Raw genomic sequence first — 24,459 nt, forward strand, 5'->3', positions numbered from 1 at the left:
GATCACTATAGCAATTTCTTTTTTTCTCTTTTTTAGATTAGATTGACAACGGTTGAAAGGATGCAAAATTCGCTATGGTTTTGGCCATAAGGTACTTCTTTATATGAATACCGATATGAAAAGCCCCTCCTAATCACCTGGCTAACGAGCGATTAGGAGGGGCTTTAATTATTCCTATTTTTAACCACATTCTCGAAACATTTAGCGGTTATTTCTCATGCAAATTAAACTTTCTGCTTGTCAATCTCTTGGTCCTTGCTCTGGTCCTGTGTAGGTTGCTCCGATTGCTCCGCTTGTGTCGGTAGTTCCTCCGAATGTTCAGTTTGCTCCGGTTGCTCTTTCTTCAATCCCATTCTTTTACGAATAAAGCCCCAAATCGCACCGACAGCCAGCACAATTATGATCCCGAACTTCTTTAATAGAGGAAGAAGTATAGCAAAAAAGCCCGCTTTTTTGGCAACTGCTAGACCCGCCCCTCCAAGAATTAATCCTGTCAAGCCGAATTCAGCTACCTTATCAGTTTTTTTGTCAAAATCTTCATAGCGCTGACCCTTCTTTAAGTTAAACTGTGACAGGATTTTGTTGTTAAACACAATACGATCAGCCTGCAATTTTGCTGGATCTGAGACTAGTATCGCCGAGATATAGCCTTCGCGGGATAGAATTCGGACATTGTAGTTAATAACACCGTTGTTCTGATTATCATGCGCTAATAAAGACCACGACAAACTATGTAATTGGTTGTCATAGAATGGAGCAATATCCCATTTGTCAACGAATAACTGATTTTCAGGGCTTAACTCCTTATTCATTTCTTCCGTACCTTCTTTGTAGCTTTCCAATAAGGCATCTGCATCGATTTCCGCTTTTTCGTCGTCTTCTATATATCCAGATTCGTCATATTCGAAATATACGGCCCAAGTCTGATTTTCATCCTTTGGAAAAACCACGCCGATTTCTGACCCGCTCGGTTCCATCCCGCTCTGCGTTAGGTACTTTTTCGTATCTTCGGCATTAAGAAAAATAAAATCACTGTCTAACTCCAGTTCCGCTAAATTGGTCCCCACGTCAACTTTCTGTCCACCTTCAATCCAATTCAGCTCTTCTTCGGCGAATGCGGGAACCGCACACACCATCATAATTAAAGTCATAACAGTTACTGATTTTAATAGTCTTGCAATTAACGATTTCAAAATAAATTCCTCCCAAAAATCACATGTTCTTATGCTGCGGACGACTTGTCCTTCTTTCCTTTAAATAAATGCATGCATACTAGGACGGCGCCTATACCTGCTAGAGCAATTTCGACATAGGTTTCGCCTCCGCCAAAAATGTCGTTAAAAACGGTAAATAATTTGAATTGTAGACCGAATTGCGGCAGAATAAATGCCCCTAAACCTAAAATTTAAAAAATGATTCCAGTGCGTAACATAACTTCCTCCTTAATAATGGAAAAATACTAAAATAGGTTACCATATAAACCAAAATGTTACAACGCGCATTCTTCCAACTATATAGGTAGGCACAATTTCTACCACTTGCTCGCAAACGTTTGGAGACTTTGGTACCTATTCTTCATTTTCGAAATACAGGTCTTTTTCAGAATGATTTTTATCCAAATGGACTGATTGTGGTCAAAAAACTAACATTAATTGTAGAATATTAACGAATCGAACACAATATAAATAGTTGACTAACTATATTTACACATTTTTAATAACCATTTTGGAATTGGATTTTATTTGATGATATTTTCTTATCAAATAGCTCCTGATTTATTTAAATTACAAGCTGAAGTATGATAAGAAATTGCTAGTTTACTATAGCAATTTCTTTTTTTATAGCAATTTTTCAAAATAGATTGACAACAGTTTTCATTTGCATTATGTTTGTGTTAACTTATTTTCATCTATAGTTAACACACAAGGGGAGGAAATTTAGTTTGAAAAAGAGTAGTACATATAATTATGTGTTAGCGGCATTTGGTGCAGCGATTATTGCTGTTCTTGCGCAAGTAACGATACCGTTACCACTTATTCCAATAACAGGACAAACATTAGCAGTAGGCCTAGTCGTAACGATTTTAGGAACAAGACTTGGAACGTTGTCAGTATTGATTTATATTTTGCTTGGTGCGGCAGGTCTTCCAGTATTTAGCGGTATGTCTGGAGGATTTGTAATTTTAGTTGGGCCGACAGGTGGCTATATTGTCGGATTCCTTGTCACAGCAATTATTATGGGCTTATATTTATATAAGTTCGGTATTACAATTTTACAAGCTATTACTTCGAACATCATTGGAATGGTTGTGACATTGGCATTTGGAACGACTTGGTTAAAAATCGTTGGAGATTTAACTTGGACAGCTGCATTTATGGGTGGTGCAGCACCGTTTATTATAGTAGGTATTGTGAAAGCCGTTATGGCAGGATGGTTTGGCGTAATTGTTCGTCGTCGCCTAGAGCGAGCCCATTTAATTTCTTTCAACGTGGCCCAAACACCTGCTGAACAGAGGAACTCATTCTAAGAACGCCACGTCCTGTGGCAATTTATCTGTGCGAAAGCGAAGCGACACCAGACACACGACTGAGTGACCAACATCACGTTGGGCTAATGCCTCCGACCGACTGCGGACGCAATTATACTGGGGCATAATTAAATAGAAGCGATTGCATAGGAGGAATTGTTTTGGCAACGTTATGGACAGGTGGAAAAATTTACACGATGGCACAAGTTGGCGAAACAGTTGAGGCAGTCCTTGTAGAAGATGGAAAAATTGTGGCGACAGGCTCAGTAGATAGCTTGTCGCCACAAGCTACTTCTATTCAAAATTTACAAGGAAATGTGATGTATCCAGGCTTTGTCGATAGTCATTTACATATTATTGGCTACGGGGAGAAATTAAAGCATATTGATGTATCGAACGTCAGAAGTAAGGATGAGCTACTGGCCATTATTCGTGAAAGGATGCTGCAAGTTCCCGCAGATCAATGGGTGATTGCGATAGGGCTTAATGAGACACAATTTGAAGTTCCTATTTTCCCAACATTAGCGGAACTCGATGTTCTAGGGGAAGCACATTTAATAATTAAGCGTAGTTGCCATCATTTGATTTTGGCTAATTCCAAGGCAATGGCATTTGCAGGAATAACAAACGACACACCGTCACCAGAAGGTGGCGTCATTGAAAAAGTAGATGGTGAGCTAACAGGCGTCTTAAAGGATGCAGCTTTGTATATGATTGTTAACCATATGCCACATATTACGCCTGAATATATCGAGGATGCGCTTGGGAAGGCGGTAATATCCTTGCAATCATATGGCTTAGTGGGTGGTCATTCTGAAGATTTAAGTTATTACGGGCCACCGATTCAACCAATAAATGCTTTTCGCAAAATCGTCGAGGCAAAGCAATCGTTTAAAGTTCATTTACTACAACACCATACTGTATTTAAGGAAGTAACTATGATGGAAGTAATATCTTCTCCGTATTTAGAGTTTGGCGCAATGAAGATCTTTATCGATGGTGCCTTTGGAGGACGAACTGCAGCCTTACGAAAATCATACTGTGATGAGCCAGGCAATTGCGGTATGCTTGTCCATTCAACAGAACAATTAGAGCAATATGTTCAACTTGCTCGAGAGCATGGACAAACAGTGGCAGTGCATGCCATTGGGGATTTAGCCATTGAAACAATTTTAAACGTATTTGCTACCTATCCACCCCAGGAAGGTCAATTAGATCGTGTTATTCATTGTAGTTTAGTGGATGAAGGGATATTAGAAAAACTTGCGGGGTTGCCAGTCGCTGTGGATATGCAGCCGCAATTTGTGCAGGGCGAGTATGCAGCAGAACTAGCTAGGCTGGGAGAGGAACGAGCAAAAGGCTTGCACCCACTAAAATCACTACTAGATAGCGGATTAGTCGTTGCAGGTGGTAGTGATGCCCCGATTGAAGTGCCAAATCCTTTATATGGTATATACGCTGCAGTCACAAGACGGAATTTGGGAGAATCTCATAACGGCTACGGGCCAGAAGAGAAAATATCACGTTTTGAGGCAGTACGACTCTATACTGTAGGAGCTTTACAAATAATAGGTCAAGATGATATTCGAGGTAAGATTGAAAAAGGCTATACAGCAGACTTCACTATATTAGAAGAGGATCTTTTTACGATAGATATTGAAAAAATTCCACAAGTAAAAGTGGCATATACGGTTGTGGATGGCCGTATCGTTTATGAAAAACGCTGTAAAGAATAACTTTACAGCGTTTTTTCAATTAACTCGTATTGTTTAAGAGCTATTGTCTTTCTGATAAATTTTCCACACGATGCTCTAGCGCATTCACCCGTGTTGTTAAATCGTCTACTTTTTGTTGAAGTGTTTCTTCAGGAGGTAGAGGAGCTGTCGATTTCATTTTTTTAATCATATTAATCATCACGAAAAATATGGCGAGAAAACTTACAAGAAGTACAGTTGTACTAATAAGATCTCTAAAGTTAAAAATCGTTTGGATCATAATTATTAGCCCCCTTAAATTGTATCGATTTTATTATTTACTGAGTGACATACAAAAAAGTTTCAAAAAAATTTTTAGGCACTACTATAAATACAGAAATCTTATCATTTTTACTCGCATATTATATGGGACAAATTGTATTTCAAGAGCTCAAGTAATTTAACATAAATGGCTTTACATATCCTGTAAGGAAGAGCTTATAAAAATCGTAAAGATGCTTAAGATAGGAGATACGAAGGTATGACTGGGGTGAGTAAATGCACAAAACTGGACAAGTGATGCGCCAAGCCGTCTACAATATTTATAAGTATCGCTTTGATTATATACAAGTTTTTGCGATGATTAAATTATTTCAGTTTTTATTAATTGTTCCAGTAACAGCTATCGTATTTAAGCTAATGCTACGAGTTACTGGGTACACACAAATAACTGAGCAAAATATTCAAAGTTTTGTGGGGCATCCCTTTGTCATCTTGATGATCATTCTTTTGATAATGCTCATTTTGCTATTTATTTATTATGAAATGGGCTTTCTTTTTATAATGGCCTTTCATCAACAAAAAGGTACTCGTTATCGATTTCTACACATTTGGCAGCAACTCCATCGTAAGGTGCTTTCCTTTTTTAGTATTCAAGTCATTTTTTTTATAATTTATAGTGCACTTTTATTACCATTAGCTTCATTTATATTTCCACTAACAGTTACCCAAGCCATTTCCTTACCTCATTTTTTGACAGATGAAATCATGAGCAGTCGTTCTGGTCGTTTACTCTATTCGACTATTACAATAGTTTTAGTTATAGTAGGGATACGTAGCATTTTGACAATGCCGATTTTTACAATCAAGCCAAAAATATCATTACTTCGTTCATTCATACAAAGCTGGCGTTTTTCAAAGCGCGGCTTGTTGACCCTACTTGGATTAATATTCATGCTTACTTTAGTTCATTTACTTGTGATGCTTGGCATTACACTAATAAGTACTTTTCCATTATATTTGTTGGAGCGTTTGATTCCGAGCACAGCACTTGTCACAGCAGCGATTACTCTTGCTTTTTTAGAAATGGTCTTTGTAGTGTTATTTAGTTTACTGCAAGCAATGATTTCACAAGTAATGGTGGCGATTACCTATAATACGCCTATTTTAAGGAGATCACGATTTACACCAAAATTTAGAAAAAGAAACTATAAGCCTTTAACTTTCATTATTTTGGTTGTTTTCATCGCATTAAGTGTGATGAATGGTATTTCATTAGAGAAAAGTGTCTATGCACCAGATACACAAATTATTGCACATCGTGGCTACACGAAGGGGAATGTGGAAAATACGATCAGCGGCCTTGTCAGTGCAGCAAGTTCGGGTGCAGATTTAATCGAAATCGATATTCAACAAACCGTGGATGGACAATTCGTAGTATTTCATGATCAAACATTAAGAAGACTCACAGGTAAAAATGGTGTTATCGCCAATATGACGCTCGGTGAATTGAAGACGTTAACTATTCATGCTAATGGCTTTAACGACAAAATATCATCATTAGATGATTTTATTGAAATAGCAAAAGCTCTAAATGTATCCTTACTAATTGAATTAAAAGTACATGGTAAAGAAACGGAAGACGTATTGCCCAAGCTAGTAAAAAAACTAAAAGCTTACAAGGTACTTGATAAGTATTATGTGCAATCTTCAGACCCACAAATGATGTCACAAATAAAAAAATTGGCACCGAACTTACGCGTAGGAATTGTTTATGCATTAAATATAGGGCCGATGGATGAAACCGTTGATTTTATTTCACTAGAGGAAGCATGGGTAACAGACCAGTTAATCTCAGAGATGAAGCAGCAAAAAATCGACTTGTTCGTATGGACATTGAATAATAATCAGTCATTACATGATTTTATTCGGAAAAATGTCAATGGAGTCATAACCGATCTCCCCGATATGGCTTTGGATATACGAACAAAGCAAAATGAACGCGAATACTTTTTACAGCGTATACTAAACCTACTTCAATTCATGTATTAAATCTGTATGGAATGCTTGTAATACTAGTTTAAATGAAATACCCGCGGGGTGAGGCGAAATACCCGCGGAAGGGAAGCGAATACCCGCGCGAGGCAAGGAAATACCCTCAAATCAATACAAACAATATAAGTAAAAGCTGAGATTCTTCGTTGTAAAGGAATCTCGGCTTATTTAGCATTCCTTTAAACAAGTTGGCAATGCTGTAACCTTTTTCTTTTATAATCGACTACTTCTATGAATTCTTGAAATGAAGGAGATGCTTTATTATGAAAATGACGAAAGTCGTACCATTTGCCATGTCAGCATTATTAATCGGGGGCGCTGTAGTAGCTCCAACCGCATCAGCAAACGAAGGAGAAGCAGTTGTAAAGAATGCGACTGATAATAAGGAGCAAAATCCAGAAGTTCAACCAACTTTTATTAAAATAGCTGGTATAATTGAGAATGTTGAAAAACGTGGGGATGCAACCTATTACACTGTGAAAGAGAATGAAAATACAAATGTTTTTGTCGTAAATGACGAGACACTAGTTTTCGATAATACAGGTAAAGAAGTTAATCTACAAAAGGGTGATCAAGTAACAGCTTACACGTATGCAAATAAGCCAATGCTTATGATCTATCCACCACAATATAACCCAGAAGTAATTATTGTTGAAACAAAAGAAATGGGAATTGTTGAAGTTGAAGTAGACTTTTTCAATAAAGAATTAGTGAATACTGATAACACGTTAACACTTAATGTTGATAAAGAAACGGAATTACTTAGCCTCTCTGGTAAAAAAGTAAAAGCTAATGATTTAGCTGAGCAACATTTACTAGTGTTCTACACATTTACAACAAAGAGCATTCCAGCACAAACTACACCTTCAAAAGTCGTCGTTTTAGATACGATTGCGCAAGAACAAGGTGAAGTAGATCCGTCTAAAGCTGCTGTACAAGAAATTATTAACAATGACTTCTATGAGGTTGAAGGTACTAAAATGGTACCTTTACGTTTAATTGCCGAAGAATTAGGCTTTAAAGTAGAATCAACAGGAAAAGGCGCTATTATCTCTAAAGGCGCATTATCTTATACAATTACACGTGGTCAAAAAGAATATGGCTATAATAAAGCACTTCGTTATTTTAAAGTAGCACCAGCTTTATTAGAACCCTCAAAAACATATGTACCAGTTGATTTTATTGAAGAATTAATGAAATAAAAACCTTTTTACCCCTTCATGCATGATGCTGTGGAGGGGTTTTTCGTGTTTATTTGTTTGGATTTATTTAGACTTATGTGTATTTGAGATTTATAAATTAGGCTGAAAAAATGCTCATAGGTTAATCTTTCACTCATATGGTTTATCCCCCTACCTGTGATCGACTCAAAGCTTTAATCATTTCTTGAAACGAATCAAATTTAATAATACGTTCCTATGATCTCGTCTACTTTATCTTTAAACCGTTCCGGCTCACCTCGACTAATCGATTGAAGTAATTGAATAAGAGGTTGTTTCTGATTTGGTTCAAATGTATGGAGATACTCTTTGTACCATATACGAGATTGATCATCATTTAGAATTCTATAGTGCATTGTATCCGCCCATTCTGCGGCATTTTCCATCATTCGCGGAGTAGCTAACATGACGTGTTTTAGTGCATCCTTCCACTCAAATGCTTCAATACAATGAATCAAACCATACATAACCTCAGGGCATTCCGTTTCATCATCAAAAACGAGACAAAGATCATAAACTAACGCAGGATTTGATAGATCAACTTGAGCCAGTGTATCTTCGAATGTTTCGAATTCCTCTAGGGAGAGCCTATTCTTATATAGCATTTCTGCAATTTTATGCATTTGTCATCATCCTTTCTTACATTTATCAAGAATATGTTTTGTCATATGAACAGTATGATGGTTAAATTTGAATCTACATTACATATTCCCGAATTAAAAATTGATCTAAAACTTTAACCACTATATTTTCAGTAGAAGAACTCCTCAAATTTGAAGATTTTATCTAATTACCAAATTGTACCGCATATTATTTTTTTACGCAAAAAGTGCTAATGTTTTGCAGCAGTCCTCTATTTTTAGGTGAATGGCATACACACATTAAAGATGTTCCATTGTTAAAAAGAGCAATACAATTGCTATAGTTCGGCAAGTTGTTTTAGCCGCATTGCGTGGGAAAACTACATCATTTCTCATAATTCTCTTTAAATGGAAAATGAACTTTTGTACAATTAGATAATTAAAGTCAAATTCTAAAGGAGCACTATATGAAGCAGGCATTAATTATCGTGGATATGCAGGAAGCATTCTTTTTGGATAGTGAAAACTATTTATTTGATTATGAAAAAGTGTTAGATACTATTAATATGTTAATAACTTGGGCACGTAATAGTGAAGTTCCTATTATTTTCATCCAACATACGGATTCAAATAAGGATGACGATTTTGCATTTGGTAAACCAGGCTGGGATCTATATTATGGGCTTCTGCGACAACCTGAAGATAAAGTGATTCAAAAAACAACTTGGGATGCATTCTATCAAACGGAATTAGCGCAATATTTACAAGAACAACAAATTGAGCAGCTTATTTTCGCTGGTGCTCAAACAGAATTTTGCCTAGATACGACCATCCGAAATGCTTACAGCCATGGATACCATCATAATATTTTAGTTGAAGGTGCACATACCACACTACATAGTCGTGTATTAAATGCAGAGCAAATTATTAAGCACCACGAGTCAGTTTGGCACAATCGATTCGTTAAAATTCAGCCAACTACTTTTTATAAAACTAAGTAAAAGAGGTTTCAATAATGCTCATAAATAGTCAAGAATTTATTGTCAATGAACTTCATTATACAATTAGATCTGCCAATCTCGAAGATGCCCAAGCATTATCAGCTTTAAGGCTACAGCTGGATGGAGAAACGGAAAACTTCGATAGAGAACAAGGGGAAGGCTTTATCGATACGAAAGGATTTGAAGCGATTATTAAGGAAGACACAGAAAGTCCAAGAAATTTGTGTTTAGTGGCAGTAGTCGATAATCGCATTGTCGGATTCTCAAGATGTGCGGGATCGCCATTTAAAAGAATTGCTCATAAAGTAGAATTTGGTGTAGGTGTATTGAAGGAATTTTGGCGCTATGGAATAGGCAAAAATTTTTTAAATGCTTCGATTGAGTGGGCTGATGCTAATGACATTAAAAAGATGGCCTTGAATGTTGTAGAGACAAATGACAAAGCAATTTTACTCTATAAAAAACTTGGCTTTGAAGTTGAAGGCGTTTTAAAAAATGATAAACTCCTTTCAGATGGCAACTATTATAATACAATTGTCATGGGAAGAATTAAGGCATAGTTTTAATATAAACTCAGTTAAGCAAATAGGTGCTTAGCTGCTTTTTTTTACAACGAAAACAACTTGCTATTGAGAATTGCTATGGCAAGATGGGAGACAGTCTATTGGTGGTCTTCAAAGAGAACTATAAATAACCCAGTTAGCATAAATAATACTTAAAGAAGAAAATGTTATATATTTTTAGCTAAAAATAACTTATCAATAAAAATGCCGTTATTTACAATCACTTCACTGAATTTTCTGATTATAATTAAAGAGAACAAATTATAAGGGGTTGATACAATGTCGGTAAAGGTTAATCTAAACGTTGAGCTAAGCCACCCATTATCACCATTATCTGAAATAGAAATTGAAAAAGCTGTTCAAATAGTCAAGGAACAGCAACAGTTGTCTGAACATGTACGATTTATGTCGGTGATGTTACATGAACCTAAAAAATCAGAAGTACTAAATTATAAACCATGTAATACTGTAGATCGCCAAGTGTTTTTAGTGATTTTAGATGATAAAGAATTGAAAACATTTGAAGCAGTTGTAAATTTAACTTCAGAAAAAGTTGATTCCTACGAATATATTCCTGGTGTACAACCAAATGTAGCATTAGAGGAATTTGAGCAATGTGAAGAATTAGTAAAGAGCCACCCTGATTTTGTAGCAGCTTTACAGAAACGTGGCATTGACAATCCAGATTTAATCATGGTGGATCCTTGGTCAGCAGGGAATTTTGGTATTCAGGAACATGAAGATAAACGCTTACTTCGTGCGATTTGCTGGCAAAAAAAATCACTAGAAGATAACGGATATGCTTACCCTTTAACAGGTATTGTAACGTATGTTGACCTAAACAAAATGGAAGTTTACAAAGTCGAAGATCACGGGGTACGTCCAATCCCAACAACATCAGGTAATTACCATCCTGAAGTTGATGAATCGATTGTGTTTAGAAATGACTTAAAACCATTGGAAATCATTCAACCTGAAGGTCCAAGCTTTACAATTGAAGGTAATTTGATCAAATGGCAAAAGTGGAGTTTCCGCTATGGATTTACACCACGTGAGGGGCTTGTATTATACACAATTAATTACCATGACAAAGGCAAGGATCGTCCGGTTCTTTATCGTGCAGCATTATCGGAAATGGTTGTCCCATATGGTGAACCAACATTTTCGCATAACACACAAAATGCCTTTGATGCTGGTGAATATGGAATGGGGCAATTAGCCAATTCGTTAGAACTTGGTTGCGATTGCTTAGGAGAAATTCGATACTTTGATGGAGTTGTAGCTGATGTTAAAGGAAATGTGCGTACGATCAAAAATGCGATTTGCTTACACGAAGAAGATTACGGGATTGGTTGGAAACATACAGATTGGCGTACAGGGCATGTAGAAGTAAGGCGTTCACGTCGACTAGTGATTTCATTCTTCTGTACAGTAGGAAATTATGATTACGGCTTCTATTGGAGTTTCTACCAAGACGGTACGATTGAAGCTGAAGTCAAGCTAACAGGTATTTTAAGCACTGGTACATGTGAAGATGGCATCCAAACAAAATATGGATCTGAGATTTCTCCAGGATTAAACGCATCACATCATCAACACTTCTTCAACTTCCGACTTGATACGATGTTAGACGGTGAAAATAACTCAGTAGTTGAAACAGAAACAGTTTCAGAAACATTGGGAGAGCACAATCCGAATAGTAATGGTTTCTATCCTCTTTCACGTATCTTTAAAACGGAGGAGGAAGCGTTACGTAATTTAGATTTAAAAACGCAGCGTACTTGGAAAATTATTAATAAAAACTCACTTAACCGAGTGAATCAACCTGTTGGCTATAAAATTTTGCCTGGCGAAAATTGTTTCCCATTTGCTCATGAAGAATCAAGTGTCATGAAACGGGCTGGTTTCCTTAAACACCATTTACACGTGACGCAATTTGATGAAAATGAAAAATATGCAACAGGTATGTATCCAAATCAACATGCTGGAGGAGATGGACTACCAAAATACGTTGAGAAAAACCGTTCAATTGATAATGAAGATATCGTCGTTTGGTACACAATGGGCCATCATCATATCCCGCGTCCTGAAGATTGGCCTGTAATGCCAACTGCATATATCAACTTCCAATTAAAACCGGTTGGATTCTTTGATCGAAACCCAGCAATAGACGTTCCTAGACCGGACAAGAAGTGTCACACAACTTCGTCTTGTCATATACAATAAAACTCTTAAAGGAGTGTTTATATGCTACCATTCCTAAGCATGTTGGTGATTGTTACTTTCACGGTAATCACTAATCGTTTACTAAAACAGCGTTTTGCTAATCATGGCATGGCCAAGTGCTGTATAATGCTGATTTCTATGACAATGAGTACTGCTGTTGGGATGAATATGGCTACCTGGCTTCCCAATATGGTACTAGGTGCAATAGCATCTATTATTATTTCTATTGCTTTAGGCTATTTGCTGTCAATAGGCTTACCAATGCATCTATTCATGGAAAGTGTAGGATCTAGTTTTATGGGAGCAATGATGGGGGCGATGCTAACATTAATGACTACCCAATATTTAACATTAAGCATTATCTTTTTTACAATGATGTTTATTGTAAGTGCTATCATTTCCATCGGTGTATGGAATCGTGAAATGTTTCCTATCTTTATAAAAGCCATTCCAAAGCATATTTACATTGCGGCTGGTTTAATGATTTGTGTACTAGTAGTAAGTAGTTTTGAGATTCAAAAAGAGGTACCTGTAAAAGAAGAACAACAGCATCATAATCATCATTAAAGGGGTCGATAATTATGGTAAAGGTAAATGTTAAACCGAATATTGAAGAATCTGGCATTCAATTCAAAAAGAAATATGACAATTTTATTGGCGGTGAATGGGTAGCACCTGTAAATGGAGAGTATTTCGATAATAGTACGCCTATCACGAAAGAAGTATTTACATGTGTAGCCCGTTCAACGAGGGAAGATGTAGAGCTAGCATTAGATGCCGCTCATGAAGCCCAAAAAAACTGGGGGAAAACACCCGTAGCAGAACGGGCACGTATTTTACTAGCCGTTGCTGATCGTATGGAAGAAAACCTTGAAAAAATTGCAAAGGTAGAAACTTGGGATAATGGGAAAGCGATTCGTGAAACTATGTATGCGGATATTCCATTGGCAATTGATAATTTCCGCTATTTTGCAAGTGCCATTCGCGCACAACAAGGGCAAGTGACACCTTTTGATGAGGATACAGTAGCTTATCATTACCAAGAACCTATTGGAGTAGTAGGTCAAATCATCCCATGGAACTTTCCTATTTTAATGGCAGCTTGGAAATTGGCGCCAGCACTTGCTGCAGGAAATAGTGTTGTATTAAAATTAGCAGAACAAACGCCGGTATCATTCTTATTCGTAGTTGAGCTTATTCAAGACCTATTACCAAAAGGTGTATTAAATGTCATTAATGGTTTTGGTGTAGAGGCAGGGAAAGAGTTAGCTTCAAGCCCACGTATTGCCAAAGTGGCCTTTACAGGTTCAACAGCTGTTGGCAAACTGATTATGAAATATGCATCTGAGAATCTAGTTCCTGTGACACTAGAGTTAGGTGGCAAATCTCCTAATATCTTCTTTGAAGATGTCATGGATGCTGATGACGGATATCTAGACAAGGCGATTGAAGGATTAGTTATGTTTGCTTTAAATCAAGGTGAAGTTTGCACTTGTCCATCTAGAGCCTTGATCCATGAGTCTATTTATGATCGTTTCATGGAAAAAGCCATTGAGCGAGTAGAGCAAATTAAAGTTGGTGATCCATTCGATCTTGAAACAATGATGGGTGCACAGGCTTCAGAAGAACAGCATAAAAAAATTCTTTCTTATTTTGAAATTGCCAAACAAGATGGTGCAGAATGTTTAATCGGTGGCGCCGAAAATCACCTTGATAATTTAGATGGTTATTTTATTAAACCAACTATTTTTAAAGGCAATAACAAAATGCGTATTTTCCAAGAGGAAATTTTCGGTCCTGTATTGGCAGTGACTACGTTTAAAACCTTCGAGGAAGCAATTGAAATTGCAAATGATACTATGTATGGATTAGGGGCAGCTGTATGGTCACGTAATACAAACGTTACCTATAAAGCAAGTCGAGAGATTCAAGCAGGACGTGTTTTTATAAATACGTATCATCAATACCCTGCTGGTGCAGCATTTGGCGGCTACAAAAAGTCAGGCTTCGGTCGAGAAAATCATTTAAAAGCTTTAGAATCGTATCAATCGACTAAATGTGTTTTAGCTAGTTACAATGAACAGGCGCAAGGATTCTTTTAATTTTACCTAAGAGTGAAGTGAGGGGGCGGCTTATTGAGTAGCTATTATCCAATCCAACCTGAATTGGTCCAAAAAACGCATTCTTATAGAGAACGGACTCCAAACAGCGAATTAAACCAGGATATACTATTTTATTATGAGTTTGAACCAATAGGCATTAATAGTGATATTCATGTCATTCCTGATGCTTGCCAAGATTTAATGTTTTACATGGGCAAAGATCAAAAGGTTGTCTTAGGGAATACCCCGACTACACGTGAAATTTATTCATTTACCCCAAAAGGTAAATATTTTGGTGTTCGTCTAAATCCAAAACAAACCGTTATTCAATACAATTGCGCATTAAAACAAATTATTCAACAACCATTTGTTAATGTTGAATTAGGCTGCACACTAGATTCTAAATTTATACAAGCTGTTTTTGAAGCAGGAGATTTCGAACAAAGAGTGCAGATTTGTAATGAGTATTTTGGCTCTCGAAAAAAGGAAAAAAGCTTGGGTGATGAAATATTTGCTACTTGTTTTGATTCTATTATAGAAAATTATGGGCTGTTCTTACCAGATGTAATTCAACATAAAACAGGTTATTCTGAGCGATATATCCGAGAACTTTTCTACAAAAAAACAGGTTTTGGACCGAAAAAACTAAGTAAATTCATACGTATTCAACTCTTACTTCAACATTTTTCTTTTGAAGAGACACCTGTAAACATTGACCAATATGGTTACTATGATCCTTCACATTATTACAAAGAATTTAAAAGCTTACTTGTCATAACACCTGCTGAATATATAAAAGAATTTTTAGGTTGGAAAAATATAAAACGAAAGTTTCTATCTTATTAGCCCCTCAAAGCTTTCACTCTTTCTTATAAAAAACATACTATATTAGTATGTTTTTTATTTATTAAACAGTATACTTTCTTCCAGAAAAAACATATTACCTTATTCTTTTGCAAGGAGAGCTATGGGAAGGTATGAAGGTTTTATTACGGGAATCGGTACTTCTACAAAATATTATCGCAGGACCAGTAGTAGCGATTGGTATAGGAGGATATGCAAATTTCTTATTCCCTGAAATTCCAGCAACAATAATTAATGGTGTTTTTATGAAAGTGCATTTTATCGGTATTAAAAAGTATGCAACCATAGAAATGGTGCTATGGTCTGTGACTGTTGGTTTATTAGCTATAAAACAACCCACATATTTGGCAATCAACAAAACAAATGACATTACATAATATAAAAATAAGAAATATTTATCTTCATTCAGTCGAACAACTACTAAATGAAGATAAAGCCTCGGCAGATGCCACGGATTTTGAAAGGAATGAGTTGTGCTGGCACAATTCAAAATCCGGACTCAATTACGCCAAGGCAAAATTGATCAGAAAAGGAGGATGTATTATTTCTATAGTTAGAACTGGTACCCTTCCTAGCGGAGAATTACAAGACGGCTTGGAAGATGTTGATGTTGTTTGGGACATTGATCGTTGGGAGAATGACGGCGGTAGAAGTCTTGGAACGAGTTCGAGGACGTGAAAAGGCTGCAATATATTAAATGGAGAGGGAGACAAACTTGTCTCCCTTTCAATATTTATAAGGACAAGTTTCGAATAAAAATATTTCTATTGCCTTTCACAATCATATGTGGAGGGCTTTTTTCAGCTTGATTAAGTCCTTTCTACTTTTTCATTTGGTTCACCTTTAGCTTTATATAATTAATAAATTTGTAAGGAATGAGTAAGAAAAAAGAGACAATCGATTCGTACAATTAAAGTACGAATTGAAAGGGGCGGATCTAAATGATACTAATTAAAGGAACCGATTTAATGGCAAAAAATTTTACTGAGGAAGATATTCCATTACTTAAACAAAAGTTACGTGAAAGTTGTGCTCAGAGTTGGAAAACGAAAGGATACAAATTAACTAGCATCAATACTCTTACTAATGAAGTTGGCATATCAACAGAATTTTTTTACAGGCTATATAAAACACAAGAAGAGCTCTTTCTAGAAGTATTGTCAATGATTCAAAATCAATTGAAAGAACAATGGCACTCTATGATACAGACTAACTCAGGTATTGAAGGGTTTAAAAAAGCTATGAACTGGCTTTTTGAAGAGTATGTAAAGCATCCTACATTATATAATTTCAACAATCCAGATTATCATTTGTTTTTTAAAAAGTTACCTGTAGAAAAAATTGAAAATCTAAGAGAAAATGATAGGCAGTTTTTTGATGAAGTTTTAGGGCATTCAAATTTAAAAATGAGAATACCAAAAGAAAAAGCATATGGAATCTTTAGTACATTATTATATACTGCAGCGATGAAAAAAGATTTAGTTGATAACAAATGCGAAATATTCAATTTCCTACTTGATAGTTCAATATATCAAATTTTTGCAAATTCGTTTTCTTTAGCAACCAAAAATCCTACTAATGACCATTGTATAAACTAACCGAAACAAACATTAAGATTGGGGGAATTTGCTTTGAGAAATTTAATAGGAGATTTCTTGCAACAAAATAGTTCTATAGGAATATTCAGCTACATATCAATCGGGCTTGCACTTTTTGTGTTTATTATTGGATTGCTTTGTATTTTAAAAAAGAAAAAATATGGTGTATATGTATTGGCTTCCAGTTTCTTGCTATTAGTAAATCCAGCTATTGATTTTTTATTCAATTAATTCTAAATGGAGGTAAACTAAAATGATTAAACGATTAGATGCTGCTTTGAGTAAGGTAAATAAGGGGTTTGGGGTAAATGTGAAAACGCCAAAAGTAACAAAATCAAAACTGAAATATAGTAGGTATTTTACAACTGTCGTAGGAGTAGGAGGATTAACATTAGGAATTATTGGTCCATCGAAATCGTTGTTAGTTCTAGGGACAATAGGTATTTTAAGTTCTATCGCAACAACCAATGAAATAAGAAAAATTTAGAATGCTGAACTGTGCTAAGTCAAGGGGAATAATAAACATGTATGAAGCGGCTTGAGCAGGAATTTAAAAAGCTCAGGTCGTTTAATCGTTTCTGCTAGCGTATTAATGGATATAGTGTCAATCCCATAAAATGATTTCTTGACGTTTGTTTGAGAATAAATATTTGATTAAATGAATTGGAAATTGAAACTTTTTCCATTGATAAACGTATTATTTAAGTGAACTAGTGGGAGGTGAAAATTTGGAAGAAAAAGTACAGGGAAAACTAAAAAATGAGTTAATCGAATGGATAAAGGCGATTGCATTTGCTTTATTGGTGGCGTTTGTCATCAAATCGTTTTTATTTACACCAGTACTCGTAAAAGGTGCTTCAATGATGCCGACATTGGAAGACAAAGACCGTGTAATTATTAATAAAATCGGTCCGAAATTTAAGTCGATTGATCGATTTGACGTTGTTGTTGTTGAACATGTTCTTCTTAACAAAAATGAAGAAAAAAATATTATTAAACGTATTATAGGTCTACCAGGAGATAAAATCGAGTATAAGGATGATCAATTATACATAAACGGAGAGAAGTTCAGTGAACCTTATTTAGACCAATTCAAGAAGGACTTAAAAGGTTCTAGATCACTCACTTATGATTTTACGCTAGACCAACTTTTAGGTGAAACTACGGTACCTGAAGGACATTACTTTGTATTAGGTGATAATCGTCCTGTAAGTAATGATAGTAGAAATCCTGAGGTAGGATTCATCCCTAAAGATAAAATAATGGGTACAACAAGTATCGTCTGTTGGCCGCTTCAGCATATTGACCTTAACTTTAACTAGAATTGAACAAGACTTATCAAACATGACCACTCCTATGAGTGGTTATTTGTATTGTCATTTGCTAAATCAACATCTGCGGAAAACAGACATACAAAATGTAAAACGTTAAATAAAACCTTAGATGATTGGTTCTTGGAGGAGTAAAACTGTTTCAACTTATAGAGCGTGGATTTTTTTAGAAAGAATCATTGCATTGAAAAGAAATGGCATAGCAAATTGAACTTTAGTTTGCTATGCCATTTAAATTATCTATCCTTTATTAATTCAAATCTATACTTCCAGACTTCGTTACAATTTGCATCTTATGATCACCATTACCTGAAATACCTTGTAACCCCTTTTTTGTCTTTGAATTGCCGTCTAAAGCTAAGTCAATTGATTGTCTACCGCTGTTTGTATTGATATCTAATTGTAAATTAGGCTGTACTTCATCAAAATCCACTGATACTTTACCACTTGTGGTTGTTATATTTACATCATTGTTCAATTCTATAAAATGTAGTTTAACATTACCGCTGCTTGAGTGTATTTCGATGTCATTTTGAATTAATTCCTTTCCGGTAACATTTCCAGAAGATCCATCAAGCATTATTTTCCCTTTGAATTGCTTAGGTACTTTAACTTCTAAAGTCGGTTTTTTACTAAGGTTAAATAATCTTGTAATATCAGTATCCAATTTAATCAATATTTGTTTTGAAGTTTTCTCTACTATTGCACCCGGTCCGTCATCATTAACCGTTAAATTTGCTTCTATTTCATTTGATTCACTTGGAGAAAATACAACATCTGTACTTGCAAAATTTATCATAATCTCTTCAATATCTTCTACGGATTCTTTATTGACGACGACTTCTTCCTCCCTTGTCGAACAGCCTGCAAGCATAATTAGTACTAAAAATAAACGAATAGTTGTTTGTTTCATCATTTTCCGCCCTCCTTAAACTTGATTATATTAAATGACGCAAGGTCAGTTTCAAATTTTATCCAACAGGATGTTTAAATTACTTGAAAGTGACCTTGCGTCATCTTTTATACTGTTAAGTAGAGCCTTTACTTTAAACTAACTTAAAAGGAGAATTCTGTTATGAAGAAAGACGATATTATTATTTATGCTTGCGTTATTATTGGAGCAGGAGTCGGTTTATTGATTGATAATGCTTTTCCGGGGGTACTAATTGGCTTAGGAATTGGTTATCTGTTAAAAACTATGTTTTTTAAAACAAATGAATAAGAAAGTAGGGGTATTAACTTGTTTCATATTAACGAATTTAAAAAACTGAGTGGTGTATCGGTTAGAACCTTTAGATATTATGACAAAATTGGACTTCTGAAACCTGTATCAAAAACGGAAGGAGGTCATCGATTATACTCATACGCTGAGTTAAAGAAACTTCAGCAAATACAATTCTTAAAAACTATAGGATTTCAATTAAGTGAGATCAAAATGATGCTAGAGTCCGAAGAATGGGATTGGTCGAATAGTCTAATGAAACAACTATCTTATGTTATTAGTGAACAGGACCGTCTTTCAAAGATAGAAATTAGTTTAAGGGAACTAATAAACGGTATAGCGATTGATGGAGAAGAATTTAGGATTAAAAAAATTATGGATTTATATAATAATCAGGATTCTAAAGAAGTATTAAAAAATAATCGAGATACATTACATTTTAAAAACACGGAAGCACTAGAAAAACTTCCAAAAATGGGTAGTAGCGATCCAGACTCTTTAGAGTGGATTGCTTTAGTAGGGCAAATAAAAAAACATATGCACCTTGGTTATAATAATAAACGAATACAAAATATTATTAAGAGAATGGAAGTAAAAAAAGGTGAAGACTTTAATGACGAAGATGCTTTTTTAGATAAGCTTTGGGACATTAGAATGTCACCTGAGGAATCCGAAAAGTATAATTTATATCCAATGGATCAGGAAATCCTTAACTTTATGGAAAAGGCTTATATATATTATCTCGGACATAAATCATAGCTATTTGAAAAGTGGAGGGGAAAGATGGAAACAGATATATTAATTTATTTGGGGGGCTTAGCTCTTTTAGATACATTAAGTCCTACTATTATTGGTGTTACTTTATTTCTCGTTTTAACAGACAATAGAAATTTAACATCAAGATTTTTAGCATATCTTCTTACAGTTGGGTTACTTTATTTTTCATTAGGTATCATCATGATGTTAGGCTTAAATTTTATTATAGAAGCATTTTCTAACATTTTTCAAAATAAAATAATTAGCTGGGTCATCTTTATAGTAGGGGTTGTACTATTTACTGCTAGCTTTTTTATCCCTGCTAATAAAAAAAGTAATATTCCGAAGCCAAAAACTCAAAGCATATTTTCAATTATTATTATCGGTATTACGACTTTTATCATTGAGGCAGGCATGGCTTTACCGTATTTTGCTGCTATTGGATTATTAACGACAACGGATATGCCTTTTTATCAGTGGCTCCCACTTATAGCGGGATACAATATTATTATGGTTTTACCAGCTCTGCTACTATTTTTAGGATACAAATTGTTTGGAAAGTGGATAAACCCTTCCTTAGTAAATCTTCGGAATAAAATATCAAGCGGTTCAAGTTCTGCCTTATCCTGGATGATGTGTATAGTAGGAGTAATATTAATATTTTACACTATAGATTATCTATAATAAGTCTTTGTTGAATGAAACGGGCTTTAACACCGTTAATTTTATTGATTTTAAAATGGTAGGGGAGGTATTCGTCATGAGTGATAAATGGTTAGAATGGGCAAAGAAGATCCAATCAATTTCCCAAGCAGGTTTAACTTTTTCAAAAGATGTTTACGATATTGAACGTTATGAACAATTAAGAAATTTAAGTGCCGAGATTATGCGTGAATACACCGGGTTAGAAATGAAAAAAATCAAGGATTTATTTACGAATGAAACGGGTTATCAAACGCCTAAAATAGATGTTCGAGGAGTAGTTTTTCAAAACAATCAAATACTAATGGTCAGAGAAAAAATTGATGATAGATGGTCTTTGCCAGGTGGTTTCTGTGATATAGGTTTGTCGCCTAGTGAAAACATTGTTAAAGAAATTAAAGAAGAAGCGGGTTACGATGTAGTCCCTACGAAATTGCTTGCTTTATTGGATATGAATAAGCACCCGCATCCACCTCAACCATATCATTATTATAAATTATTTGTTCAATGTGAGATTATTGGCGGGCAAGCAAGAAATGGTTTGGAAACAAAAGGAGTAAAATTTTATCATGAAGATCATTTACCTAAACTATCTTTAGGGAGAAATACAGGTACTCAAATTAATATGCTTTTTGAATTTTTAAGGGACCCTTCTAAAGATACAATATTTGATTAATAGTGATAAGTTAATGGAAGCGTTGAATTTACTATGATAAACAATCGGCAATATTTCTATATAATGATAAAAGTCCAATTTCTTAATGATAATGTATAAGAAATTGGACTTTTAAGTTTATAAAAATTTAATCATTTAATCCTTTACCTTCGAGAATGTGCTGCGTGTATTTTTCGATTCTTGATACTCTAGTTTTGGTTTGTTTAGGCTGAGAAAAATGTAAAATATATGCTCTTTGTCGCCCTGGCGTTAAGCTTTCGAACGCCGTTTTTAAGGCAGGTATTTCATTAAATTTATTGTCAAGTTCTTCAGGAATGATGTATTCCTTATGCTCTTTCATTGGCACTTCTAAACCTGCTTTTTCAACGTCAATGGCTTCAAGTATATAATCTTTTATAATGGTTTCCATTCCAACTATTTCTTGAGCGCTAGTGAAACGAATTTGGCGTGCAGCCTGTACATTTTCCGTTTGTTGAATTAAAATCCCATGGGTATCTTTTAACAAGGCACCTTTGTGAAAAAGTAGCGCACAATAATCTTTAAATCCATGTATTAACACGACATTTTTGGTCTCAAGCGTGTAACAAGGATGCATCCATTTAAATTCTTCGGTCAGCTCACAGTCAAGAACGATATTTCTCAACACCGAATATTCTTCCTGCCACTTTTTAGCTTTATTTAAAAATTCATCAACCTTCGGATTCATTTTGTTATTTGTCATCCAAGAACACCCCTCTACTATCAGAAGATAATTGTTTAATCGATTTATCATAAAACAATATTTAGTGTCATGTCTAGCTAAAAATAGGGAGCTACGAATAGGGGGCTACTAAAATAATGCACTAATTAGATAAAATAGTTGCATGAGGGCATACGATGAAAAATAAAAAGGATTGGGGCATTATCCCCAATCCTGCTCATTTACATATATTTTTGTACAACACGCTCGCCGAATATTATTTGCTCTAATGTAGCGCAGAAGCAACCATAATATACAAGTTATAAAATGGAGCTTGTTATCTAAAAACGTTGATATACCAACGTTTTGCGTTTGACTTACATGCCTATTACTTTACATTCGGATAAATCATTGTCGCAGGGTCTACATATTCATCGAACTGTTCATCCGTTAGTAACCCTGATGCAATTGCTGCAGCTTTTAATGTTGTGCCTTCTTTATGGGCTTTCTTCGCGATTTTAGCCGCATTTTCATAACCGATATAAGGGTTTAAGGCAGTTACAAGCATTAATGAGTTTTGTAAGTTATGATCTAGCACTTCTTTATTTGGCTCAATTCCAACAGCGCAATGATCATTAAATGATTTCATTGTGTCTGCTAGTAGGCGAGTCGATTGTATGAAGTTATAAATAATTACTGGCTTGAAGACATTTAGCTCAAAATTACCTTGGGAAGCGGCAAAGGCAATTGTTGCATCATTGCCAACGACTTGTGTAACAACCATTGTCATCGCTTCACTTTGTGTTGGATTTACTTTACCAGGCATAATCGAAGAGCCCGGCTCGTTTTCTGGAATCGTAATTTCACCGATACCTGAACGAGGACCACTTGCTAACCAGCGAACATCATTGGCAATTTTCATCAAGTCAGCTGCAAGAGCCTTCAATGCGCCATGTGCGACAACGGCTTCATCATGACTTGTTAGTGCATGGAATTTGTTTGCGGCTGAAGTAAAATGTTTGTCAGTAATATTACTAATTTCCGCTGCTACACGCTCACCAAATTCAGGGTGTGCGTTAATACCCGTACCAACTGCTGTGCCACCAATCGCTAGTTCCTTCATATATTCAATATTTTGGACGATCATATGCTCAGATTTAGCAAGCATTGCTGCCCAGCCACTAATTTCTTGACCTAAAGTAAGCGGTGTTGCGTCTTGTAAATGAGTACGGCCAATTTTAATAATATCTTTGAATTTCTCTGCTTTGTCATCCAATGTTGCTTTTAGTAAGCGTAGACGAGGTAGTAAATAATCCTTCACTTTCAACACTGCTGCAATATGCAAAGCTGTTGGGAAAGTATCGTTTGAGCTTTGAGATTTGTTGACATCATCATTAGGATGAATACGATCAGCTTCACCAGCATTTTGTAAAATTTGATTTGCTCGGTGCGCAATTACTTCGTTTACGTTCATATTAGACTGAGTACCACTACCAGTCTGCCAAACTACAAGAGGGAATTGATCGTCCCATTGACCATTTAAAATTTCGTCAGCTGCTTGCACAATCGCATTTGCTTTAATATCGGAAAGTTTACCTAGTTTATTATTGGCGATCGCGGCACTTTTCTTTAAAATGGCCATTGCTTGAATTAGCTCAATTGGCATTTTTTCTGTACCGATTTGGAAATTCTCTTTACTACGCTGCGTTTGAGCACCCCAAATTTTATCTGCAGGTACTTTAATTTCACCCATAGTGTCTTTTTCAATACGATAATCCATGTAAAACAGCTCCTTTATTTATGTAAATCTGTCCATTAATAATAATTAATTATGCATTGGCATAATTGTTTCCGATTCGGCTTTGTACTTGCACAAAGGTGTTAAAAAACGGATATTCTTAGTCTGATGTAAGAATATCCGTTTGATACATGCTTATTTCAAAAAAATAGGGGGGATTCTGAATTAAGCATTTCGGAGAAAAGAAATAATCTACCGATAATGATAATCGTTATCAATTGAAAAGTCAAATATTTAATTTTGAAATAATTATATTCATTGAGAACATTTTGCGATGAAAGTTTTGTGGAGTTCATTCCTGCTTTTAAAAAGTTAAAACGCTACCATGAAACGATAGCGTCAGTACAATAAACGGGAAGAGCTATCTCTTTTTCTTCCCAATTTCTTTTAATGGTTGTTTTTTAGGTACTTTTTCAAAAATGATCCTTACGTGATAGTTGTGGTCGTCTATTTGTGTAATCTGAACAATTTTTGCTTTACGTCCTTTAATTTTAATATTGTCTTCGACAGTAGGAAGACTTACTAGTAGCTGGCTTAAAACGGATGTCTTGTTTTCGTAAAAATGAGTTACATACATATTTTCTT

General features: G+C 35.3%; 26 protein-coding genes. 19 read left to right on the top strand and 7 right to left on the bottom strand.

Translation table 11 applies throughout. The features are described 5' to 3' along the window. Nucleotides 1-224: 224 nt before the first annotated feature. A complete protein-coding gene (locus AC3WSO_RS10105; protein WP_492530477.1) occupies nt 225-1,193 on the bottom strand; it encodes a DUF2167 domain-containing protein in 969 nt (322 codons plus the stop codon). Nucleotides 1,194-1,942: 749 nt separating this feature from the next. Here AC3WSO_RS10105 and AC3WSO_RS10110 point away from each other — a divergent pair. Both AC3WSO_RS10110 and AC3WSO_RS10115 read left to right on the top strand, forming a co-directional pair. After that, nucleotides 1,943-2,527: a biotin transporter BioY gene (locus AC3WSO_RS10110; RefSeq protein ID WP_492530478.1), complete on the top strand. Its 585-nt coding sequence runs from the start codon at nt 1,943-1,945 to the stop codon at nt 2,525-2,527. A gap of 161 nt (nt 2,528-2,688) precedes the next feature. After that, entirely contained in the window at nt 2,689-4,263 is a 1,575-nt protein-coding gene (locus tag AC3WSO_RS10115; RefSeq protein ID WP_492530479.1) for an amidohydrolase, read from the top strand. Between the two features lie 40 nt (nt 4,264-4,303). Here the strand turns inward: AC3WSO_RS10115 and AC3WSO_RS10120 are convergent, their stop codons facing one another. Continuing rightward, nucleotides 4,304-4,522, bottom strand: a complete 219-nt coding sequence (locus AC3WSO_RS10120; protein WP_492530480.1) for a hypothetical protein — start codon at nt 4,520-4,522, stop codon at nt 4,304-4,306. 257 nt (nt 4,523-4,779) lie between these two features. On the opposite strand from AC3WSO_RS10120, the gene AC3WSO_RS10125 reads away from it, so the two are divergent. Next, on the top strand, nt 4,780-6,552 hold the full coding sequence (locus AC3WSO_RS10125; protein WP_492530481.1) for a glycerophosphoryl diester phosphodiesterase membrane domain-containing protein: 1,773 nt from the start codon (nt 4,780-4,782) through the stop codon (nt 6,550-6,552). A gap of 266 nt (nt 6,553-6,818) precedes the next feature. Then, on the top strand, nt 6,819-7,757 hold the full coding sequence (locus AC3WSO_RS10130) for a stalk domain-containing protein (protein WP_492530482.1): 939 nt from the start codon (nt 6,819-6,821) through the stop codon (nt 7,755-7,757). Nucleotides 7,758-7,957: 200 nt separating this feature from the next. Here AC3WSO_RS10130 and AC3WSO_RS10135 read toward each other — a convergent pair whose 3' ends face one another. Continuing rightward, entirely contained in the window at nt 7,958-8,398 is a 441-nt protein-coding gene (locus AC3WSO_RS10135; RefSeq protein ID WP_492530483.1) for an Imm30 family immunity protein, read from the bottom strand. A 425-nt stretch (nt 8,399-8,823) separates the two neighbouring features. On the opposite strand from AC3WSO_RS10135, the gene AC3WSO_RS10140 reads away from it, so the two are divergent. From AC3WSO_RS10140 to lepB, 11 genes are all read left to right on the top strand, one after another. Beyond that, nucleotides 8,824-9,357 (top strand): cysteine hydrolase family protein, encoded by a 534-nt coding sequence (locus tag AC3WSO_RS10140; RefSeq protein ID WP_492530484.1) that lies wholly within the window; start codon nt 8,824-8,826, stop codon nt 9,355-9,357. Between the two features lie 14 nt (nt 9,358-9,371). After that, a complete protein-coding gene (locus tag AC3WSO_RS10145) occupies nt 9,372-9,917 on the top strand; it encodes a GNAT family N-acetyltransferase (RefSeq protein ID WP_492530485.1) in 546 nt (181 codons plus the stop codon). A gap of 282 nt (nt 9,918-10,199) precedes the next feature. Next, a complete protein-coding gene (locus AC3WSO_RS10150; RefSeq protein ID WP_492530486.1) occupies nt 10,200-12,146 on the top strand; it encodes a primary-amine oxidase in 1,947 nt (648 codons plus the stop codon). Between the two features lie 21 nt (nt 12,147-12,167). Next, nucleotides 12,168-12,713, top strand: a complete 546-nt coding sequence (locus AC3WSO_RS10155; protein WP_492530487.1) for a hypothetical protein — start codon at nt 12,168-12,170, stop codon at nt 12,711-12,713. 14 nt (nt 12,714-12,727) lie between these two features. Further along, nucleotides 12,728-14,248, top strand: a complete 1,521-nt coding sequence (locus AC3WSO_RS10160) for an aldehyde dehydrogenase family protein (RefSeq protein WP_492530488.1) — start codon at nt 12,728-12,730, stop codon at nt 14,246-14,248. Nucleotides 14,249-14,281: 33 nt separating this feature from the next. Then, a complete protein-coding gene (locus AC3WSO_RS10165) occupies nt 14,282-15,094 on the top strand; it encodes a hypothetical protein (protein ID WP_492530489.1) in 813 nt (270 codons plus the stop codon). A 131-nt stretch (nt 15,095-15,225) separates the two neighbouring features. Continuing rightward, on the top strand, nt 15,226-15,489 hold the full coding sequence (locus AC3WSO_RS10170) for a hypothetical protein (protein ID WP_492530490.1): 264 nt from the start codon (nt 15,226-15,228) through the stop codon (nt 15,487-15,489). A gap of 564 nt (nt 15,490-16,053) precedes the next feature. After that, nucleotides 16,054-16,710, top strand: a complete 657-nt coding sequence (locus tag AC3WSO_RS10175) for a TetR/AcrR family transcriptional regulator (protein WP_492530491.1) — start codon at nt 16,054-16,056, stop codon at nt 16,708-16,710. Nucleotides 16,711-16,743: 33 nt separating this feature from the next. Further along, nucleotides 16,744-16,941, top strand: a complete 198-nt coding sequence (locus AC3WSO_RS10180; protein WP_492530492.1) for a hypothetical protein — start codon at nt 16,744-16,746, stop codon at nt 16,939-16,941. A gap of 22 nt (nt 16,942-16,963) precedes the next feature. Beyond that, nucleotides 16,964-17,197 carry a hypothetical protein gene (locus tag AC3WSO_RS10185; protein ID WP_492530493.1) on the top strand — a complete coding sequence of 78 codons (234 nt, stop codon included), beginning with the start codon at nt 16,964-16,966 and terminating at the stop codon, nt 17,195-17,197. A 241-nt stretch (nt 17,198-17,438) separates the two neighbouring features. Further along, on the top strand, nt 17,439-18,032 hold the full coding sequence (lepB, locus tag AC3WSO_RS10190) for a signal peptidase I (RefSeq protein ID WP_492530494.1): 594 nt from the start codon (nt 17,439-17,441) through the stop codon (nt 18,030-18,032). Nucleotides 18,033-18,291: 259 nt separating this feature from the next. Here the strand turns inward: lepB and AC3WSO_RS10195 are convergent, their stop codons facing one another. Continuing rightward, nucleotides 18,292-18,957 (bottom strand): DUF4097 family beta strand repeat-containing protein, encoded by a 666-nt coding sequence (locus AC3WSO_RS10195; protein ID WP_492530495.1) that lies wholly within the window; start codon nt 18,955-18,957, stop codon nt 18,292-18,294. Nucleotides 18,958-19,116: 159 nt separating this feature from the next. On the opposite strand from AC3WSO_RS10195, the gene AC3WSO_RS10200 reads away from it, so the two are divergent. The 4 genes from AC3WSO_RS10200 to AC3WSO_RS10215 all read left to right on the top strand — a co-directional run bounded on the left by AC3WSO_RS10200 (nt 19,117) and on the right by AC3WSO_RS10215 (nt 21,397). Beyond that, entirely contained in the window at nt 19,117-19,263 is a 147-nt protein-coding gene (locus AC3WSO_RS10200; RefSeq protein WP_492530496.1) for a hypothetical protein, read from the top strand. An 18-nt stretch (nt 19,264-19,281) separates the two neighbouring features. After that, nucleotides 19,282-20,022 (top strand): MerR family transcriptional regulator, encoded by a 741-nt coding sequence (locus AC3WSO_RS10205; RefSeq protein WP_492530497.1) that lies wholly within the window; start codon nt 19,282-19,284, stop codon nt 20,020-20,022. Between the two features lie 24 nt (nt 20,023-20,046). Next, on the top strand, nt 20,047-20,703 hold the full coding sequence (locus tag AC3WSO_RS10210) for a GAP family protein (protein WP_492530498.1): 657 nt from the start codon (nt 20,047-20,049) through the stop codon (nt 20,701-20,703). 76 nt (nt 20,704-20,779) lie between these two features. Further along, complete coding sequence (locus AC3WSO_RS10215) at nt 20,780-21,397, top strand: NUDIX hydrolase (RefSeq protein ID WP_492530499.1); 618 nt, start codon at nt 20,780-20,782, stop codon at nt 21,395-21,397. 127 nt (nt 21,398-21,524) lie between these two features. On the opposite strand, the gene AC3WSO_RS10220 is transcribed toward AC3WSO_RS10215, so the two are convergent. From AC3WSO_RS10220 to AC3WSO_RS10230, 3 genes are all read right to left on the bottom strand, one after another. Continuing rightward, nucleotides 21,525-22,118, bottom strand: a complete 594-nt coding sequence (locus AC3WSO_RS10220; protein ID WP_492530500.1) for a YdeI/OmpD-associated family protein — start codon at nt 22,116-22,118, stop codon at nt 21,525-21,527. 346 nt (nt 22,119-22,464) lie between these two features. Further along, nucleotides 22,465-23,856: a class II fumarate hydratase gene (gene fumC / locus AC3WSO_RS10225; RefSeq protein WP_492530501.1), complete on the bottom strand. Its 1,392-nt coding sequence runs from the start codon at nt 23,854-23,856 to the stop codon at nt 22,465-22,467. A gap of 379 nt (nt 23,857-24,235) precedes the next feature. Beyond that, nucleotides 24,236-24,451 carry a hypothetical protein gene (locus AC3WSO_RS10230; protein ID WP_492530502.1) on the bottom strand — a complete coding sequence of 72 codons (216 nt, stop codon included), beginning with the start codon at nt 24,449-24,451 and terminating at the stop codon, nt 24,236-24,238. Nucleotides 24,452-24,459 lie beyond the last annotated feature (8 nt).

The sequence above is a fragment of the Lysinibacillus sp. EB106-09-02-XG168 genome, from assembly GCF_058791475.1.

Excerpts from the sequence above, each read along its gene's own strand:
- AC3WSO_RS10135 (WP_492530483.1), bottom strand. The coding sequence starts at position 8,398 with ATGCATAAAATTGCAGAAATGCTATATAAGAATAGGCTCTCCCTAGAG.
- AC3WSO_RS10215 (WP_492530499.1), top strand. The coding sequence starts at position 20,780 with ATGAGTGATAAATGGTTAGAATGGGCAAAGAAGATCCAATCAATTTCC.
- fumC (WP_492530501.1), bottom strand. The coding sequence starts at position 23,856 with ATGGATTATCGTATTGAAAAAGACACTATGGGTGAAATTAAAGTACCT.
- AC3WSO_RS10125 (WP_492530481.1), top strand. The coding sequence starts at position 4,780 with ATGCACAAAACTGGACAAGTGATGCGCCAAGCCGTCTACAATATTTAT.
- AC3WSO_RS10200 (WP_492530496.1), top strand. The coding sequence starts at position 19,117 with ATGAAGAAAGACGATATTATTATTTATGCTTGCGTTATTATTGGAGCA.
- AC3WSO_RS10170 (WP_492530490.1), top strand. The coding sequence starts at position 15,226 with ATGAAGGTTTTATTACGGGAATCGGTACTTCTACAAAATATTATCGCA.
- AC3WSO_RS10155 (WP_492530487.1), top strand. The coding sequence starts at position 12,168 with ATGCTACCATTCCTAAGCATGTTGGTGATTGTTACTTTCACGGTAATC.
- AC3WSO_RS10210 (WP_492530498.1), top strand. The coding sequence starts at position 20,047 with ATGGAAACAGATATATTAATTTATTTGGGGGGCTTAGCTCTTTTAGAT.
- AC3WSO_RS10150 (WP_492530486.1), top strand. The coding sequence starts at position 10,200 with ATGTCGGTAAAGGTTAATCTAAACGTTGAGCTAAGCCACCCATTATCA.
- AC3WSO_RS10160 (WP_492530488.1), top strand. The coding sequence starts at position 12,728 with ATGGTAAAGGTAAATGTTAAACCGAATATTGAAGAATCTGGCATTCAA.
- AC3WSO_RS10175 (WP_492530491.1), top strand. The coding sequence starts at position 16,054 with ATGATACTAATTAAAGGAACCGATTTAATGGCAAAAAATTTTACTGAG.
- AC3WSO_RS10130 (WP_492530482.1), top strand. The coding sequence starts at position 6,819 with ATGAAAATGACGAAAGTCGTACCATTTGCCATGTCAGCATTATTAATC.
- AC3WSO_RS10120 (WP_492530480.1), bottom strand. The coding sequence starts at position 4,522 with ATGATCCAAACGATTTTTAACTTTAGAGATCTTATTAGTACAACTGTA.
- AC3WSO_RS10140 (WP_492530484.1), top strand. The coding sequence starts at position 8,824 with ATGAAGCAGGCATTAATTATCGTGGATATGCAGGAAGCATTCTTTTTG.
- AC3WSO_RS10145 (WP_492530485.1), top strand. The coding sequence starts at position 9,372 with ATGCTCATAAATAGTCAAGAATTTATTGTCAATGAACTTCATTATACA.
- AC3WSO_RS10185 (WP_492530493.1), top strand. The coding sequence starts at position 16,964 with ATGATTAAACGATTAGATGCTGCTTTGAGTAAGGTAAATAAGGGGTTT.
- AC3WSO_RS10230 (WP_492530502.1), bottom strand. The coding sequence starts at position 24,451 with ATGTATGTAACTCATTTTTACGAAAACAAGACATCCGTTTTAAGCCAG.
- AC3WSO_RS10220 (WP_492530500.1), bottom strand. The coding sequence starts at position 22,118 with ATGACAAATAACAAAATGAATCCGAAGGTTGATGAATTTTTAAATAAA.
- AC3WSO_RS10195 (WP_492530495.1), bottom strand. The coding sequence starts at position 18,957 with ATGATGAAACAAACAACTATTCGTTTATTTTTAGTACTAATTATGCTT.